Genomic DNA, 15,871 nt, shown 5'->3' with positions numbered 1-15,871 from the left:
CCAGTAAAGTCATTGCGTGCTTTCAGGTAAATCTCGGTGTCAGGTTTCAGGGCCGCTTCGCAGCCCAACGCGGGGCAAGCCCGCTCGCCACAATGTCCGTCATTGCCCTTGTTACCGTTTGTCGTCAGCGCCCGTTAACCTGTCAACTTTGACAGTATCCATTGCACCGCCTTCACTGTTACATAGAGCGGCGAGGTGCGCCGTCATGCGCGGCTCGGGAGAGCGGTCATGGACAGGGCTACGGTCAGGTGGTTTGACGCCGTCAAGGGCATTGGTTTTGTCGCCCGCGACCGCGAAGGCAATGCGGTACCCGTTCAGGCAACGGGCAATCCCGCCAGCGAAATCGATAAGCCGCCCAAGGCGCGCAAATCCCGCAAGCGAAAAAAATAACCCCCTCGTGTTCTCAGAAAAAACTCACTACCACTGGTCGTTAAACCCCGTCTACCTGTCAACTCTGACAGTAGTCAGCTCCCCGTTCTCGCGGTTTGATGGTGCCAGGCACTGTACGCAAGTAGTAACGAGATGCAGGGGAAAGGTGATGGAAGCGGTGACGGGGACGATCAAGGTTTATAACCGCAAGACCGGTGAAGGGCTGATTGCGTTGGACGGCGATGATGAGCCGGTGTGTTTGGACCGCTTGAGTTCAGCGTGTACCCGGTGGAGAGAAGGCCAGCGGGTACAGTTCGCCAGGATTCATCGGCCAAAGGGTGTGTTTGCGTTTTGCATCAGGCGTATCTAGCGGGGTTTTTTGCGCGGAATGTCAGGAGAAGGGTTATGGCAACGGGCACTGTGAAGTGGTTTAACGACACAAAGGGTTTTGGTTTTATTACCCCGGATGATGGTAGCGAGGATCTTTTTGCGCATTTTTCAGCGATTCAGACTGCTGGGTTCAAAACGTTGCAAGAGGGCCAAAAAGTCAGCTATGAAATAACGGCGGGGCCCAAAGGCAAGCAAGCGTCCAACATCCAACCCTTATGAAGATCGTTCCCACGCTCCCGCGTGGGAATGCCTCCCGGGCGGATTCCCAGTAGCAGCTGATACACACCGATCCAACTGTGGGAGCTGGCTTGCCTGCGATGACTGACTCACAGCTGGCCCTTCAGTGCCTGACCCACCGCAATCGCAGGCAAGCCAGCTCCCACAGTTGAACGGGTTACCCCTCGACGATCGTCGCTGGTGACGGCGCTCTGTCATCCAGCAGCCGCTCAGCCAGCAATCGGCCGACCTCAATCAACTGCGCAATACCCAGCGGTGTTCCCTCCAGGTCAAAGGCGAAATCGCAGGTCAGGGCGTGGGCGGATGCCAGGTTTTCGGTGAGGTTGACCAGCAGGTCTTCGGTGCCATCCAACTGTGGGAGCGGGCTTGCTCGCGAAAGCGGTGTGTCAGCCAAAACTCTTCTAACTGAACCACCGCCTTCGCGAGCAAGCCCGCTCCCACAGTTGAATCGCTTTACACTCGCCAGACTCGGTTGTTTGTGAGGCCATCGAAGCCTCAAAGCAAAAGTTGGAAGGCTTCTTGCAATACCGCCTCCAGGACGCCCTCCAGCGTCAAAACTTTGCTTCAAGGAACACGAGGAATACCGGTGGTAGATCGCTCTCAAATGCTCAACACGGCCCGTGGCACCCTGACTGATTTGTCGCGGGGCAACCTGGGTGTGCCGTTGTTGTTGCTGGTGATGCTGGCAATGATGATGTTGCCGATGCCGCCGTTCCTGCTCGATGTGTTTTTTACCTTCAACATCGCCCTGTCCGTCGTCGTGCTGCTGGTCTGCGTGTATGCCCTGCGGCCGCTGGATTTCGCCGTATTCCCGACCATATTGCTGATTGCGACCCTGCTGCGCCTGGCGCTGAACGTGGCGTCTACGCGGGTGGTGATGCTCCACGGCCAGGACGGCCACGCCGCCGCCGGTAAGGTGATCCAGGCCTTCGGTGAGGTGGTGATCGGCGGTAACTACGTGGTCGGTATCGTGGTGTTCGCGATCCTGATGATCATCAACTTCGTGGTGGTGACCAAGGGCGCCGGGCGGATTTCCGAGGTGAGCGCGCGTTTTACCCTCGACGCCATGCCCGGCAAACAAATGGCGATCGACGCCGACCTCAACGCCGGCCTGATCGACCAGAACCAAGCCAAATCCCGTCGCCTGGAAGTCGCCCAGGAGGCCGAGTTCTACGGCTCCATGGACGGCGCGAGTAAATTCGTGCGCGGCGACGCCATCGCCGGCCTGCTGATCCTGTTTATCAACCTGATCGGCGGCATGGCGGTCGGGATCTTCCAGCACGGCATGACCTTCGGCGATGCGGGCAAGGTTTACGCCTTGCTGACCATCGGTGACGGTTTAGTGGCGCAATTGCCATCACTGTTGTTATCCACAGCGGCGGCCATCATGGTTACCCGTGCTTCGGGCTCCGAAGACATGGGCAAGCAGATCAGCCGCCAGATGTTCGCCTCGCCCAAGGCACTGGCCGTGGCCGCCGGCATCATGGCGATCATGGGCATCGTGCCGGGCATGCCGCACGTGTCGTTCCTGAGCATGGCGGCCATGGCCGCCGGTGGTGCTTATCTTTTCTGGCGCAAGCAAAATGCCGTCAAAGTTCAGGCCCAACAGGAAATCGCCCGCCAGCAAGACTTGCTGCCATCCCCGGCCCGCGCCCAGGAAACCAAGGAGTTGGGCTGGGATGACGTAACCCCAATCGACATGATCGGCCTGGAAGTCGGCTACCGCCTGATTCCGCTGGTGGACCGCAACCAGGGCGGCCAATTGCTGGCGCGGATCAAGGGTGTGCGCAAGAAGCTGTCCCAGGACTTGGGCTTCTTGATGCCCACCGTACACATTCGCGACAACCTCGATTTGGCCCCCAGCGCCTACCGCCTGACCCTGATGGGCGTGATCCTGGCCGAAGCCGAGATCTACCCGGACCGCGAGCTGGCGATCAACCCCGGCCAGGTGTTCGGCACGCTTAACGGCATCACCGCCAAAGATCCGGCTTTTGGCCTGGAAGCGGTGTGGATCGAAGTCAGCCAGCGCAGCCAGGCACAATCGCTCGGTTACACCGTGGTGGACGCCAGCACCGTGGTCGCCACCCACCTCAACCAGATCCTTTACAAGCACTCCCACGAGCTGATCGGCCACGAGGAAGTCCAGCAATTGATGGGTTTGCTGGCCAAAGCCTCGCCGAAACTGGCCGAAGAACTGGTGCCCGGCGTGCTGTCGCTGTCGCAGTTGCTCAAGGTGCTGCAAGCCTTGCTCGCCGAACAGGTGCCGGTGCGCGACATTCGCAGCATTGCCGAGGCCATCGCGAACAATGCCGCCAAGAGTCAAGATACTGCCGCTTTGGTGGCTGCGGTGCGTGTCGGGTTGTCCCGTGCCATCGTGCAAAGCATTGTAGGCATTGAGTCTGAGCTGCCTGTGATCACCTTGGAACCAAGGTTGGAACAAATATTGCTCAATAGTATTCAGAAGGCCGGGCTTGGCCAGGAAGAGGGCGTTCTGTTGGAGCCAAGCATGGCTGAGAAACTGCAGCGTTCGTTGATCGAAGCCGCACAGCGTCAGGAAATGGCGGGCCACCCGGTGATTCTGCTGGTGGCAGGCCCGGTTCGAGCGATGTTGTCGCGGTTTGGACGCCTGGCAGTACCGAATTTGCACGTTTTGGCTTATCAGGAAATTCCTGACAACAAGCAAGTGACTATCGTCGCGACAGTAGGGCCCAACGGCTGAGGTAGTGGGTTATGCAAGTTAAGCGTTTTTTCGCCGCCGATATGCGTCAGGCCATGAAACTGGTACGTGATGAGCTGGGCGCCGATGCCGCGATTATTGGAAACCGTCGCATTGCCGGCGGTGTCGAGCTGACGGCTGCCCTGGATTACACCCCATCGGCGCTGGCGCCGCGCGTGCCGAACATGGAACTCGAAGACGAGCTGCGCAAGACCGCTTCGCGCATTGTCTCGGCCCAGGCTGAATTGAGCATGCGTGGCGACAGCGATGCCAGCACCAATCGCCAGTTGTTCGCCGGCCTGCCGCTGACTGCCGCCGAGCCGTTGGTTGAACCGACCTTCAAAGAACCGCCACGTCCTGCAGCGCCAGCCCCGGCTGCTGCGGTCGACCAGCGCGCGCTCGACTCGATGCGTTTTGAGCTCAATGGCCTGCGTGAGCTGCTCGAAGTACAGCTCGGCTCGCTGGCGTGGACGCAGCTGCAAGGCAGCAAGCCGCACCAGGCCAACCTGTGGCGTCGCCTGCAACGCATCGGCCTGTCCGGCCCGTTGTCGCGCGATTTGCTCGCACTGACGGCTGAAGTCGAAGAACCCCGCCAAGCCTGGCGCATGTTGCTGGCGCACCTGGCGCGCATGATCGCCACGCCGGAAATCGAACCGCTGGAAGAGGGCGGTGTGATTGCCATGGTTGGCCCCGCCGGCATGGGCAAGACCACCACCCTGGCCAAGCTGGCCGCGCGTTATGTGCTCAAGTACGGCGCGCAGAACATCGCGCTGGTAAGCATGGACAGCTATCGCATCGGCGCCCAGGAGCAGCTCAAGACCCTGGGCCGCATCCTCAATGTGACGGTGACCCACGTCGACCCGGGCCAGTCCCTGGCCAATGCGCTCGACCCACTGCTGCGCAAGCGCGTGGTGTTGATCGACACCGCCGGCCTGCAAGCCAGCGACCCGGCACTGCGCATGCAGCTCGAAAGCCTGGCCGGGCGTGGCATTAAATCGAAAAATTACCTGGTGCTTGCAACCACCAGCCAGAAACAGGTTCTTACCGCTGCCTACCACAGCTACAAACGCTGTGGCCTGGCCGGTTGCATCCTCACCAAGCTCGACGAAACCGCGAGCCTGGGCGAGGTGTTGAGCCTGGCGATCAGTCATGAGTTACCGGTTGCCTACCTGACCGACGGGCCGCGGATCCCGGATGATTTACATCTGCCGCGCCGTCATCAGTTGGTCAGCCGTGCTGTCAGCGTGCAAATGCAAGAAGAGCCTAGCGAGGAAGCGATGGCCGATATGTTCGCCGACCTTTACCACAACCCGGCTAAACGGGTGGGGTGAGGCAGGATGAACACCGTGAAATGTATCTACATCGATGGTCTGCAAGCGATTCACGCGGCCAAGCCATGTAGCCTGCGTCTAAGCAAGACAAGGTAAAGAAATAAAATGGGCAGCATGCATCCCGTACAGGTGATCGCGGTGACCGGCGGCAAAGGTGGCGTCGGGAAAACTAACGTGTCAGTGAATTTGTCCCTGGCCCTGGCAGAGCTTGGCCGTCGCGTCATGCTGCTGGATGCTGACCTGGGCCTGGCGAACGTCGACGTTCTGCTGGGGCTGACACCCAAACACACGCTTGCCGATGTGATCGAAGGCCGCTGTGAGCTGCGCGATGTGCTGCTGCAAGGCCCCGGTGGCATTCGCATCGTGCCGGCCGCCTCAGGCACCCAGAGCATGGTGCACCTGAGCCCGGCGCAGCATGCCGGCCTCATCCAGGCGTTCAGCGACATCGGCGACAACCTCGACGTGCTGGTGATCGACACCGCCGCCGGGATCGGCGAGTCGGTGGTCAGTTTCGTGCGCGCCGCCCAGGAAGTGCTGCTGGTGGTGTGCGATGAACCCACCTCGATCACCGACGCCTATGCCCTGATCAAACTGCTTAACCGTGACTACGGCATGAACCGCTTCCGCGTGCTGGCCAACATGGCCCAAAGCCCGCAGGAAGGGCGGAATCTGTTCGCCAAGTTGACCAAGGTCACGGATCGCTTCCTCGATGTCGCCTTACAATACGTCGGCGCAGTTCCCTATGACGAGTGTGTGCGCAAGGCTGTGCAAAAGCAGCGTGCAGTCTATGAAGCGTTCCCTCGTTCGAAGTGCGCACTGGCGTTCAAGGCTATTGCCCAGAAGGTCGATACTTGGCCGTTGCCTGCCAACCCGCGGGGGCATCTGGAGTTTTTCGTCGAGCGATTGGTGCATCAGACGAGCGCAGGACCGGTGCTATGACATCCAGCGGCTACAACCTTTACAAAAAGTCGGCACGTGACAGCCAGGGCGAACTGATCGAGCGCTATGCGCCCTTGGTCAAGCGCATTGCCTATCACTTGCTGGCACGCCTGCCTGCCAGTGTGCAGGTTGAGGACTTGATCCAGGCTGGCATGATCGGCCTGCTCGAAGTGTCGACCAAATACGACGCGAGCAAGGGCGCGAGTTTCGAGACGTATGCGGGTATCCGTATACGGGGTGCGATGCTCGATGAAGTGCGTAAAGGGGATTGGGCGCCGCGTTCGGTACACCGCAATACGCGCATGGTCAGTGACGCAATTCGCGCAATTGAAGCAAAAACCGGTCGTGACGCTAAAGATCACGAAGTTGCGGCCGAACTCCAATTGAGTCTCGACGATTACTACGGGATTTTGAACGATACCTTGGGCAGCCGCCTGTTCAGTTTCGACGACCTTTTGCAGGACGGCGAACACGAAGGGCTGCACGAGGACGGCGCGAGTGCACATCTCGAACCGTCGCGCGACCTGGAAGACGAACGTTTCCAGGGGGCGTTGGCGGAGGCGATTGCCAATTTGCCGGAGCGTGAGCGACTGGTGTTGGCGCTGTACTACGACGAAGAGCTGAACCTCAAGGAAATCGGTGAGGTCCTGGGGGTCAGCGAATCGCGTGTCAGCCAGCTGCATAGCCAGTGCGCAGCCCGCTTGCGGGGGCGATTGGGAGAGTGGCGCGCGCGCTGACAGGCAGTGTGGGGACACTGCAGACGTTACCGCGAAGGCTTTACGCTTTCGCGGGTTCGTGCCGTGGTGCCCTGGGCAGTCCTTTTTGTGTAACGCCTGTTGATTGAAATGGCGCGTCCAGGTGCTGGGCGCGTTTAAGACTGCTTGGAGGTCGAATTGGACAAGAACATGAAAATCCTCATCGTTGATGACTTCTCAACGATGCGGCGGATCATAAAAAACCTGTTGCGTGACCTTGGGTTCACCAACACGGTCGAGGCGGATGACGGCCTGACGGCGATTCCGATCCTCAACAGCGGGAGCATCGACTTTCTGGTAACCGACTGGAACATGCCGGGCATGACCGGTATCGACTTGCTGCGTCACGTGCGCGCCGATGAAAAACTGCGCAGCTTGCCTGTGTTGATGGTGACCGCCGAAGCCAAGCGTGAACAGATCATCGAAGCCGCCCAAGCCGGGGTTAACGGTTACGTGGTCAAGCCATTCACGGCGTTGGCCTTGAAAGAGAAGATCGAAAAAATCTTCGAACGCATCCACGGCTGATGTCACCACGGGGGAGCTATGGAGCATAAAGAATCATCGCAGGCCGATTTTGAGTCGACCCTGAAAAAGCATGCTCACCAGTTGGTCGAAAGCCTTGAAAAAGGCCAGTTCGGCGACGCGGTGCAGTTGATCCATGAGCTTAACCAGACCCGTGACCGCGGCCTGTATCAGGAAGTGGGCAAGCTCACACGCGAGCTGCACAGTGCAATCGTCAATTTCCAGATTGACCCGCACATGCCCCAGGCCGAAGAAATATCGCAGATCACTGACGCCACCGAACGCCTGTCCTATGTGGTCAGGCTGACTGAGGCGGCGGCCAACCGCACCATGGACCTGGTGGAAAACGCCACGCCGCTGGTCAATGGCATGGCCACCGAAGCACAGGCCCTCAGCGTTGACTGGGGCCGTTTCATGCGCCGGGAAGTGGGGGCTGAGGAGTTTCGTGAATTGGCGCGTCGGGTCGACGGCTTTCTGTCGCGTAGCGAACAGGAAAACCGCACGGTGGCCAGCAACCTCAATGACATTCTGCTGGCCCAGGATTACCAGGACCTCACAGGTCAAGTGATCAAGCGCGTGACCCAACTGGTCACCGAAGTGGAAAGCAACTTGCTCAAATTGGTGCTCATGGCCGGCCAGGTCGACCGTTTTGCCGGCATCGAACATGACCGCGCAGCGATCCTCTCGGAAAAAGATCCACAAAAACATCTCGCCAAGGGTGAAGGTCCGCAGATTCATGCCGATAAACGTGAAGACGTTGTGTCAGGTCAGGATGACGTAGATGACCTGTTATCCAGTTTAGGCTTCTAAGGAGCACCCACATGAGCTTCGGCGCCGATGAAGAAATCCTTCAGGATTTCCTTGTAGAGGCCGGCGAAATTTTAGAGCAACTGTCCGAACAACTGGTCGAGCTGGAAAGCCGACCGGATGATGCGAACCTGCTCAATGCAATTTTTCGCGGTTTTCACACTGTAAAAGGGGGCGCCGGCTTCCTCCAGCTCCATGAGCTGGTGGAGTGCTGTCACATCGCCGAGAACGTGTTCGACATCCTGCGCAAGGGTGAGCGGCACGTCGACTCGGAACTGATGGACGTGATTCTCGAAGCATTGGATGCGGTCAACGGCATGTTCAGTGAGGTGCGCGAACGTGCGCCGATCACGGCTGCCACGCCGGAACTGCTGGCTGCGCTGGCACGCCTGGCCGAACCTGCCGATACCTCGGTTGCGCCGGTAGCCGCGCCTGAACCTGTGGTTGAAGCCGAGCCGGATGTGACCGACAGCGAGTTCGAACAGCTGCTCAACTCCCTGAGCGCGGTGAAGGCCGAGGCTGAAGCACCGCAAGCGCCGACTGCGCCGACTGCGCCTGCCGTGCCGACCAGCGAAGACATTACCGACGCAGAATTCGAATCCCTGCTCGACCAGTTGCACGGTAAAGGCCAGTTTGCGCCGGACGCCGTGGCAGCTGCCGCCGAGTCGGCAGCGCCTGCCGCGCCTGCAAGCACCGACATTACCGACGACGAATTCGAAGCACTGCTCGACCAACTGCATGGCAAGGGCACGTTTGCTGCCGAAGCCTTGCCGGAAGTCGCCGCCATTGCGGCCGCACCGGCGGCCAGTGCCGCGCCTGCCGGCGTTGAGCCTGGCGCTGACGGCCTGATCTCCGATCACGAATTCGAAGCGCTGCTGGACGAGTTGCACGGCAAAGGCAAGTTCTCCGAAGTGGCCCCGGCCGCCGCGGCGACCGCCACGCCGGTGGCCGCCAAACCTGCGCCGGCCAAAGCCGCCGCGCCTGTGGCTGCCAAGCCCGCACCGGCACCGGCTGCCGCACCTGCGCGTGTCGCAGCGGCGCCGGTGGCCGAAAAGCCTGCCAGTGAAGCCGAAACCACCGTGCGGGTTGATACCGCGCGCCTGGACGACATCATGAACATGGTCGGCGAACTGGTGCTGGTGCGTAACCGCCTGGTGCGCCTGGGCCTGAACAGCGGCGACGAAGCCATGCAAAAGGCCGTGTCGAACCTCGACGTGGTCACCGCAGACTTGCAGACCGCCGTGATGAAAACGCGCATGCAGCCGATCAAGAAAGTCTTCGGCCGCTTCCCGCGCCTGGTTCGCGACCTGGCGCGCCAGCTCAAGAAAGAAATCAACCTGGAACTGGTGGGTGAAGAAACCGACCTCGACAAGAACCTTGTCGAGGCCCTGGCCGACCCGCTGGTCCACTTGGTGCGCAACGCCGTCGACCACGGCGTCGAAACCCCGGAAGAGCGCGAAGCCTCCGGCAAGTCGCGCAACGGCAAGGTGATTCTGGCGGCCGAGCAAGAAGGCGACCATATCCTGTTGTCGATCACCGACGACGGCAAAGGAATGGACCCGGCGATTCTGCGCAATATCGCGGTCAAGCGTGGCGTGATGGACAAGGACGCCGCCGACCGCCTGACCGACACCGAATGCTACAACCTGATCTTCGCGCCGGGCTTCTCGACCAAGACCGAGATCTCCGACGTGTCCGGCCGTGGCGTGGGCATGGACGTGGTGAAAACCAAGATCAGCCAGCTCAACGGCTCGATCAACATCTACTCGACCAAGGGCCAGGGCTCCAAGATCGTGATCAAGGTGCCGTTGACCTTGGCGATCATGCCGACCCTGATGGTGATGCTAGGCAACCAGGCGTTCGCCTTCCCGCTGGTCAACGTCAACGAGATCTTCCACCTCGACCTGTCGCGCACCAACGTGGTGGACGGCCAGGAAGTGGTGATCGTGCGCGACAAGGCGTTGCCACTGTTCTACCTCAAGCGCTGGCTGGTGGCTTCGGCCAAGCATGAAGAGCAGCGCGAAGGCCATGTGGTGATTCTGTCCGTGGGCACCCAGCGTATCGGCTTTGTGGTCGATCAACTGGTGGGCCAGGAAGAAGTGGTCATCAAGCCTTTGGGCAAAATGCTGCAGGGAACCCCGGGCATGTCGGGTGCGACCATCACCGGTGACGGTCGGATCGCGCTGATTCTTGATGTTCCGAGCATGCTCAAGCGTTACGCCGCTCGGCGTATTTGATTCTGGTGGGGCAGGGCGGTAGTGCCCGCCCCGCCTAACGGAGTGTTTATGGCAGTCAAGGTCCTGGTGGTGGACGATTCGGGTTTCTTCCGCCGCCGCGTCTCGGAAATTCTTTCCGCCGATCCAACCATCCAGGTGGTCGGTACGGCCACCAACGGTAAAGAGGCGATTGATCAAGCCATTGCGTTGAAACCGGACGTGATCACCATGGACTACGAGATGCCGATGATGGATGGCATCACCGCAGTCCGGCACATCATGCAGCGCTGCCCGACCCCGGTGTTGATGTTCTCCTCGCTGACCCACGAAGGCGCCCGGGTGACCCTGGATGCGCTGGACGCGGGTGCGGTGGACTTCCTGCCGAAGAATTTCGAAGACATCTCGCGCAACCCCGACAAGGTCAAGCAGATGCTGTGCGAGAAGGTGCACAGCATTTCGCGCAGTAACCGTCGCAGCCTGTTCAGTGCACCAGCGCCTGCGCCAGTTGCCGCACCGACGCCGACACCGAGCACCTCGACGTTTGCGCGCCCGGCACCGGCACCCATAGCCCGGCCTGCGGTGGCGCCGGTGCGTGCCCCGGCCCCGAGCGCGCATTCGCCTGCACCCAAGCGCAAAGCCTACAAGCTGGTGGCCATTGGTACGTCCACTGGCGGGCCGGTGGCTTTGCAGCGCGTGTTGACCCAACTGCCGGCCAACTTCCCGGCGCCGATCGTGTTGATCCAGCACATGCCCGCCGCCTTTACCAAGGCCTTCGCCGAGCGCCTGGATAAGCTGTGCCGCATCAGCGTCAAGGAGGCCGAGGATGGCGACATCCTGCGCCCTGGCCTGGCGCTGCTGGCACCGGGCGGTAAGCAGATGATGGTGGATGGTCGTGGAGCGATCAAAATCCTGCCGGGCGATGAGCGCCTGAACTACAAGCCGTGTGTGGATATCACCTTCGGTTCGGCGGCCAAGTCCTACGGCGACAAAGTTCTGGCGGTGGTACTCACCGGCATGGGCGCCGACGGCCGTGAAGGCGCACGCCTGCTCAAGCAGGGCGGCAGCGCGATCTGGGCGCAGGATGAGGCCAGCTGCGTGATCTATGGCATGCCCATGGCCATCGTCAAGGCGGACCTGGCTGACGCGGTTTATAGCCTGGACGACATCGGTAAACATCTGGTGGAGGCCTGCCTCTGATGGATGTCTTGAGCCTGATTGGCATTACCATGGCGTTTGTCGCGATTATCGGCGGCAACTACCTCGAAGGCGGCCACCTCGGCGCCTTGGCCAACGGCCCGGCGGCGTTGATTGTGATTGGCGGCACGGTGGGCGCGGCGTTGTTGCAGTCGCCGCTGAGCTCGTTCAAGCGTGCCATGCAGATTCTGGTGTGGATCATCTTCCCGCCGCGCGTGGACCTGCCGGGCGGCATCGACCGTGTGGTCAACTGGAGCCTCACCGCACGCAAGGAAGGCCTGTTGGGCCTGGAAGGCGTGGCCGACGCCGAGCCCGACAGCTACGCGCGCAAAGGCCTGCAGTTGCTGGTCGACGGCGCCGAACCGGAGGCGATTCGCAGCATCCTTGAGGTGGATTTTTACACCCAGGAAAGCCGCGATATCAACGCCGCCAAAGTCTTTGAAAGCATGGGCGGCTACGCGCCGACCATCGGCATCATCGGTGCGGTAATGGGCCTGATCCACGTGATGGGCAACCTGGCCGACCCGTCGCAGTTGGGCAGCGGCATTGCCGTGGCATTTGTCGCCACCATTTACGGCGTGGCGAGTGCCAACCTGGTGTTGTTGCCGGTGGCCAGCAAGCTCAAGTCGATCGCCATGCGCCAGTCGCGTTACCGCGAAATGCTGCTGGAAGGTATTTTGTCGATTGCCGAGGGTGAGAACCCGCGCTCCATCGAATTGAAGCTCCAGGGCTTCATGGATTGATGGGAGGAGTCGATTGTGAGCCGTCGCCGCCGCGAGCCTGAAGAACACGTCAACCATGAACGCTGGCTGGTGTCTTACGCCGACTTCATCACCTTGCTGTTCGCGTTTTTTGTGGTGATGTACTCCATCTCGTCGATCAACGAAGGCAAGTACAAGGTCATTTCCCAGGCGCTGATCGGTGTGTTCAATGACACCGACCGCTCGATCAAGCCGATCCCGATTGGCGACGAGCGCCCCAAGACCGTGACCCCGGCCAAGCCGCTGGTCAATGACAGCGACGAAACCGCCGCCGGCATCGGCGGCACCAGCGACCCGCTCAAAAGTATCGCCGACGACATCAGCGCGGCGTTTGGCGACCTGATCAAATCCAACCAGATGACCGTGCGCGGCAATGAGTTGTGGGTGGAGATCGAGCTTAATTCGAGCCTGCTGTTCGCCAGCGCCGATGCGTTGCCGAGTGATCAGGCGTTTACCATCATCGACAAGGTGGCGACGATTCTCAAACCGTTTGAGAACCCGATCCACGTCGAAGGCTTTACCGACAACTTTCCGATCAGCACCGCGCAATACCCGACCAACTGGGAGCTGTCCTCGGCGCGGGCCTCGAGCATCGTGCGCATGCTCGCGATGCAGGGCGTGAACCCTGGGCGCCTGGCGTCGGTGGGTTACGGTGAGTTCCAGCCGGTGGCCAATAACGCCACCGCCGAAGGCCGCGCGCGCAACCGCCGGGTGGTGCTGGTGGTGTCGCGCAACCTGGATGTGCGCCGCAGCCTGACCGGCACCGGCACCGCCAATGCAACACCGGATGCGGCCTTGAAGCGGGCTGGCACACAAACTGCACCGCCAACCGTTAAGCCGCCGGTTCGTCAGAGCGCCGTCAATTCTCCGTCACCGGCTCAATAATGTTATGTAATGTCTCGGTCGCGCCTTAGCCTACCGGGAGGAACCAACTGAATGAGAGTCTGGGCAGTTGCCAATCAAAAGGGTGGAGTCGGTAAGACCACCACGTCCATCGCCTTGGCCGGCTTGCTGGCCGAGGCGGGCAAGCGTGTGGTCGTGGTCGACCTGGACCCGCACGGCTCGATGACCAGTTATTTCGGCTATGACCCGGATGCGCTGGAGCACAGCTGCTATGACCTGTTCCTGCACAAGGGCAGCGTACCGGCAGATTTGCCCGGGCAATTGCTGCTGCCCACCAGCAACGAGAGTATCTCGCTGTTGCCGTCGAGTACCGCGCTGGCGACCCTTGAGCGCCAATCGCCAGGGCAGAGCGGCCTGGGCCTGGTGATCGCCAAGACCCTGGCGCAACTGTGGCAGGACTTCGACTACGCAATTATCGACAGTCCGCCGTTGCTGGGTGTGCTGATGGTCAACGCCTTGGCGGCCAGCCAGCAGTTGGTGATCCCGGTGCAGACCGAACACTTGGCGGTCAAAGGCCTGGAGCGCATGGTCAGCACTTTGGCGATGATCAACCGTTCGCGCAAACAGGCGCTGCCGTACAGCATCGTGCCCACCCTGTTCGACCGCCGCACCCAGGCGTCGCTGGGCACCTTGCGGGTGTTGCGTGATGCTTACCCGGAAACCATCTGGAACGGCTACATTCCGGTGGACACGCGCCTGCGTGACGCCAGCCGCGCCGGGCTCACGCCGTCGCAGTTCGACGGCAAGAGCCGGGGCGTGCTGGCCTACCGCGCATTACTCAAACATTTGCTGTCCCAGCAACTTGTGGCGCAGGTGGCGTGATGAACCGTCCCGTTGAACTTAAGACCCGGCCGCAACTGGCACTGGAGTCCTACCTGGACGCCTTGCTGCAGGATGCGACGGCAGAAGAGTTGCCCGAGCCGATTCTGGTCCTTGAACCGGCGGTCATTGAACCTGAAAGCACGTTGGATGAATTTCAACTGGCGGTGCTGGAAGAGCAGGCGCGTGATGCCCACGTGGTGGTGCCGATTGTGCCTGTGCCCGTGGTGGTCACGCCGGCAGTGGTTGAGCCGGTGGTCGAAGTGCACTTGCCGCCGAGCATCACGCCGCCGCCGGTCACCGGTGACGGTCGCCCGTCGTGGGCGGCCGAGCCGTTCGAGTGCCTGCTGTTCGACGTCGCCGGGTTGACCCTGGCCGTGCCGCTGGTGTGCCTGGGTTCTATCTATTCGCTGGAAGGCCAGGAGTTGACGCCACTGTTCGGGCAACCGGAGTGGTTCCTCGGCATCCTGCCCAGCCAGGCCGGCAACCTCAAGGTGCTGGACACGGCGCGCTGGGTGATGCCCGACCGCTACCGCGATGACTTCCGCCAAGGCTTGCAATACGTGATCTCGGTGCAGGGCTACGAGTGGGGGCTGGCGGTGCATCAAGTCAGCCGCTCGTTGCGCCTGGACCCGAATGAAATCAAATGGCGCAGCCACCGGGGCCAGCGGCCATGGCTGGCGGGCACCGTGATTGAACATATGTGCGCGTTGCTCGACGTCGCCGAACTGGCCGAGTTGATCGCCAGCGGTGCGGTCAAGGCGATGCCACAGAACAAACGCAGTTGATTGAACAATAAGGGCCGTGCGGTTGCGCGGTCGAAGAAGCACACACTGAAGGGGTCAGGGGTATGAACAAGTCAGCGTCCGCACAAGGTTTGGATGATCCGATCCTGCAATGGGTTACCTTCAAACTGGACAATGAAACCTACGGCATTAACGTGATGCGCGTGCAGGAAGTGCTGCGCTACACCGAGATCGCTCCGGTGCCGGGTGCGCCGAGCTACGTGCTGGGCATCATCAACCTGCGCGGCAACGTGGTGACGGTAATCGACACCCGCCAGCGTTTTGGCCTGGTGCCGACTGAGGTCAACGACAACACGCGTATCGTGATCATCGAAGCCGACAAGCAAGTGGTCGGGATCATGGTCGACAGCGTGGCTGAAGTGGTTTACCTGCGTCAGTCGGAAGTGGAAACCGCGCCGAACGTGGGCAATGAAGAATCGGCCAAGTTTATCCAGGGCGTGTGCAATAAGAACGGCGAACTGCTGATTCTGGTTGAGCTGGACAAGATGATGAGCGAAGAAGAATGGTCGGATCTGGAGAACATCTGATTGTTTCTTGAAGCGGCGGTGATTGTCCTGGCCCTGTTGTGGGCCGGGACCTTGGCGTTCCTGCTGCGCTATATGCGCCAGCAACGGGAGTTGGCCGTGCAACAGGCCGAGCTCGATGCGGTGCGTGACCGGCGGATTCTGGATTTGGTCAAGCGTGTGGATCACTTCCAGCAGAGTGCGGTGAAGGTTGGGGATGAGGTGCATGAACTGCGCGCGATTCTTGGGCCGTTGCCGGATAAGTTGGCGCAGATCGAGCAGCGTGATCCTTCGAGCCTGTCGTTTGCCCAGGCGGCTAAATTGGTCGGCATGGGCGCGACGGTGGATGAGCTGACGCAGTCGTGTGGGTTGACCCAGGCTGAGGCGCAGTTGATGAGCAAGTTGCACAAGAGCTGATTGCCGATTGCCGTCGATCCACTGAGACACCTCAGTCCAAATGTGGGAGCTGGCTTGCCTGCGATAGCGGTTTGTTGGTGTGTATATCCGTTGCTGCGGTAACGGCTACTTAGGGTTCCGCCCTGACGGCGGGTCACTTTTGCAAGGACGCAAAAGTAACCAAAAGGTCCTCGCCCCACCACTCGG

Annotated in this window: 17 protein-coding genes; 16 read left to right on the top strand and 1 reads right to left on the bottom strand. The window is 60.7% G+C overall.

What is annotated here, in order from left to right; genetic code table 11:
• Window positions 1-228 precede the first annotated feature (228 nt).
• Both K0H48_RS01640 and K0H48_RS01635 read left to right on the top strand, forming a co-directional pair.
• Window positions 229-390, top strand: a complete 162-nt coding sequence (locus K0H48_RS01640) for a cold-shock protein (RefSeq protein WP_219266159.1) — start codon at window positions 229-231, stop codon at window positions 388-390.
• A 384-nt stretch (window positions 391-774) separates the two neighbouring features.
• Complete coding sequence (locus tag K0H48_RS01635) at window positions 775-978, top strand: cold-shock protein (protein ID WP_219266158.1); 204 nt, start codon at window positions 775-777, stop codon at window positions 976-978.
• A gap of 175 nt (window positions 979-1,153) precedes the next feature.
• Here K0H48_RS01635 and K0H48_RS01630 read toward each other — a convergent pair whose 3' ends face one another.
• Window positions 1,154-1,390, bottom strand: coding sequence for a DUF6124 family protein (locus tag K0H48_RS01630; protein WP_219266157.1), 237 nt, complete (start codon window positions 1,388-1,390; stop codon window positions 1,154-1,156).
• 210 nt (window positions 1,391-1,600) lie between these two features.
• On the opposite strand from K0H48_RS01630, the gene flhA reads away from it, so the two are divergent.
• The 14 genes from flhA to K0H48_RS01560 all read left to right on the top strand — a co-directional run bounded on the left by flhA (window position 1,601) and on the right by K0H48_RS01560 (window position 15,685).
• Entirely contained in the window at window positions 1,601-3,715 is a 2,115-nt protein-coding gene (gene flhA / locus K0H48_RS01625; RefSeq protein WP_056861060.1) for a flagellar biosynthesis protein FlhA, read from the top strand.
• A gap of 11 nt (window positions 3,716-3,726) precedes the next feature.
• On the top strand, window positions 3,727-5,043 hold the full coding sequence (flhF, locus tag K0H48_RS01620) for a flagellar biosynthesis protein FlhF (RefSeq protein WP_017134956.1): 1,317 nt from the start codon (window positions 3,727-3,729) through the stop codon (window positions 5,041-5,043).
• Window positions 5,044-5,148: 105 nt separating this feature from the next.
• Window positions 5,149-5,982 (top strand): flagellar synthesis regulator FleN, encoded by an 834-nt coding sequence (gene fleN / locus K0H48_RS01615; RefSeq protein ID WP_003192912.1) that lies wholly within the window; start codon window positions 5,149-5,151, stop codon window positions 5,980-5,982.
• Window positions 5,979-6,719 carry an RNA polymerase sigma factor FliA gene (fliA, locus tag K0H48_RS01610; RefSeq protein ID WP_016973417.1) on the top strand — a complete coding sequence of 247 codons (741 nt, stop codon included), beginning with the start codon at window positions 5,979-5,981 and terminating at the stop codon, window positions 6,717-6,719. The genes fleN and fliA overlap by 4 nt, the downstream gene beginning before the upstream one ends.
• A gap of 168 nt (window positions 6,720-6,887) precedes the next feature.
• Window positions 6,888-7,262, top strand: a complete 375-nt coding sequence (locus K0H48_RS01605; protein ID WP_003192908.1) for a chemotaxis response regulator CheY — start codon at window positions 6,888-6,890, stop codon at window positions 7,260-7,262.
• Window positions 7,263-7,280: 18 nt separating this feature from the next.
• Entirely contained in the window at window positions 7,281-8,069 is a 789-nt protein-coding gene (locus K0H48_RS01600; RefSeq protein WP_219266156.1) for a protein phosphatase CheZ, read from the top strand.
• A gap of 11 nt (window positions 8,070-8,080) precedes the next feature.
• Window positions 8,081-10,303, top strand: a complete 2,223-nt coding sequence (locus tag K0H48_RS01595; RefSeq protein WP_219266155.1) for a chemotaxis protein CheA — start codon at window positions 8,081-8,083, stop codon at window positions 10,301-10,303.
• 48 nt (window positions 10,304-10,351) lie between these two features.
• On the top strand, window positions 10,352-11,479 hold the full coding sequence (locus K0H48_RS01590) for a chemotaxis response regulator protein-glutamate methylesterase (protein WP_219266154.1): 1,128 nt from the start codon (window positions 10,352-10,354) through the stop codon (window positions 11,477-11,479).
• Window positions 11,479-12,219 (top strand): flagellar motor protein, encoded by a 741-nt coding sequence (locus K0H48_RS01585; RefSeq protein WP_005790033.1) that lies wholly within the window; start codon window positions 11,479-11,481, stop codon window positions 12,217-12,219. Before K0H48_RS01590 ends, K0H48_RS01585 begins: the two co-directional genes overlap by 1 nt.
• Window positions 12,220-12,234: 15 nt before the next feature.
• Window positions 12,235-13,122: a flagellar motor protein MotD gene (motD, locus tag K0H48_RS01580; protein WP_219266153.1), complete on the top strand. Its 888-nt coding sequence runs from the start codon at window positions 12,235-12,237 to the stop codon at window positions 13,120-13,122.
• A 51-nt stretch (window positions 13,123-13,173) separates the two neighbouring features.
• A complete protein-coding gene (locus K0H48_RS01575; RefSeq protein ID WP_065911550.1) occupies window positions 13,174-13,962 on the top strand; it encodes a ParA family protein in 789 nt (262 codons plus the stop codon).
• The gene (locus K0H48_RS01570; RefSeq protein WP_219266152.1) at window positions 13,962-14,747 is read left to right on the top strand and encodes a CheW domain-containing protein; all 786 of its coding nucleotides are present in this window, start codon (window positions 13,962-13,964) and stop codon (window positions 14,745-14,747) included. The genes K0H48_RS01575 and K0H48_RS01570 overlap by 1 nt, the downstream gene beginning before the upstream one ends.
• 62 nt (window positions 14,748-14,809) lie before the next feature.
• The gene (locus K0H48_RS01565) at window positions 14,810-15,292 is read left to right on the top strand and encodes a chemotaxis protein CheW (RefSeq protein ID WP_056861068.1); all 483 of its coding nucleotides are present in this window, start codon (window positions 14,810-14,812) and stop codon (window positions 15,290-15,292) included.
• Entirely contained in the window at window positions 15,293-15,685 is a 393-nt protein-coding gene (locus tag K0H48_RS01560) for a DUF2802 domain-containing protein (protein WP_219266151.1), read from the top strand.
• The last annotated feature ends 186 nt before the right edge of the window (window positions 15,686-15,871 follow it).

The sequence above is a fragment of the Pseudomonas sp. Xaverov 259 genome (assembly GCF_019352915.1).
Lineage (GTDB): Bacteria > Pseudomonadota > Gammaproteobacteria > Pseudomonadales > Pseudomonadaceae > Aquipseudomonas.
The sequence above is the reverse complement of the archived record's forward strand: the minus strand, read 5'-3'. Positions and strand labels throughout refer to the sequence as shown.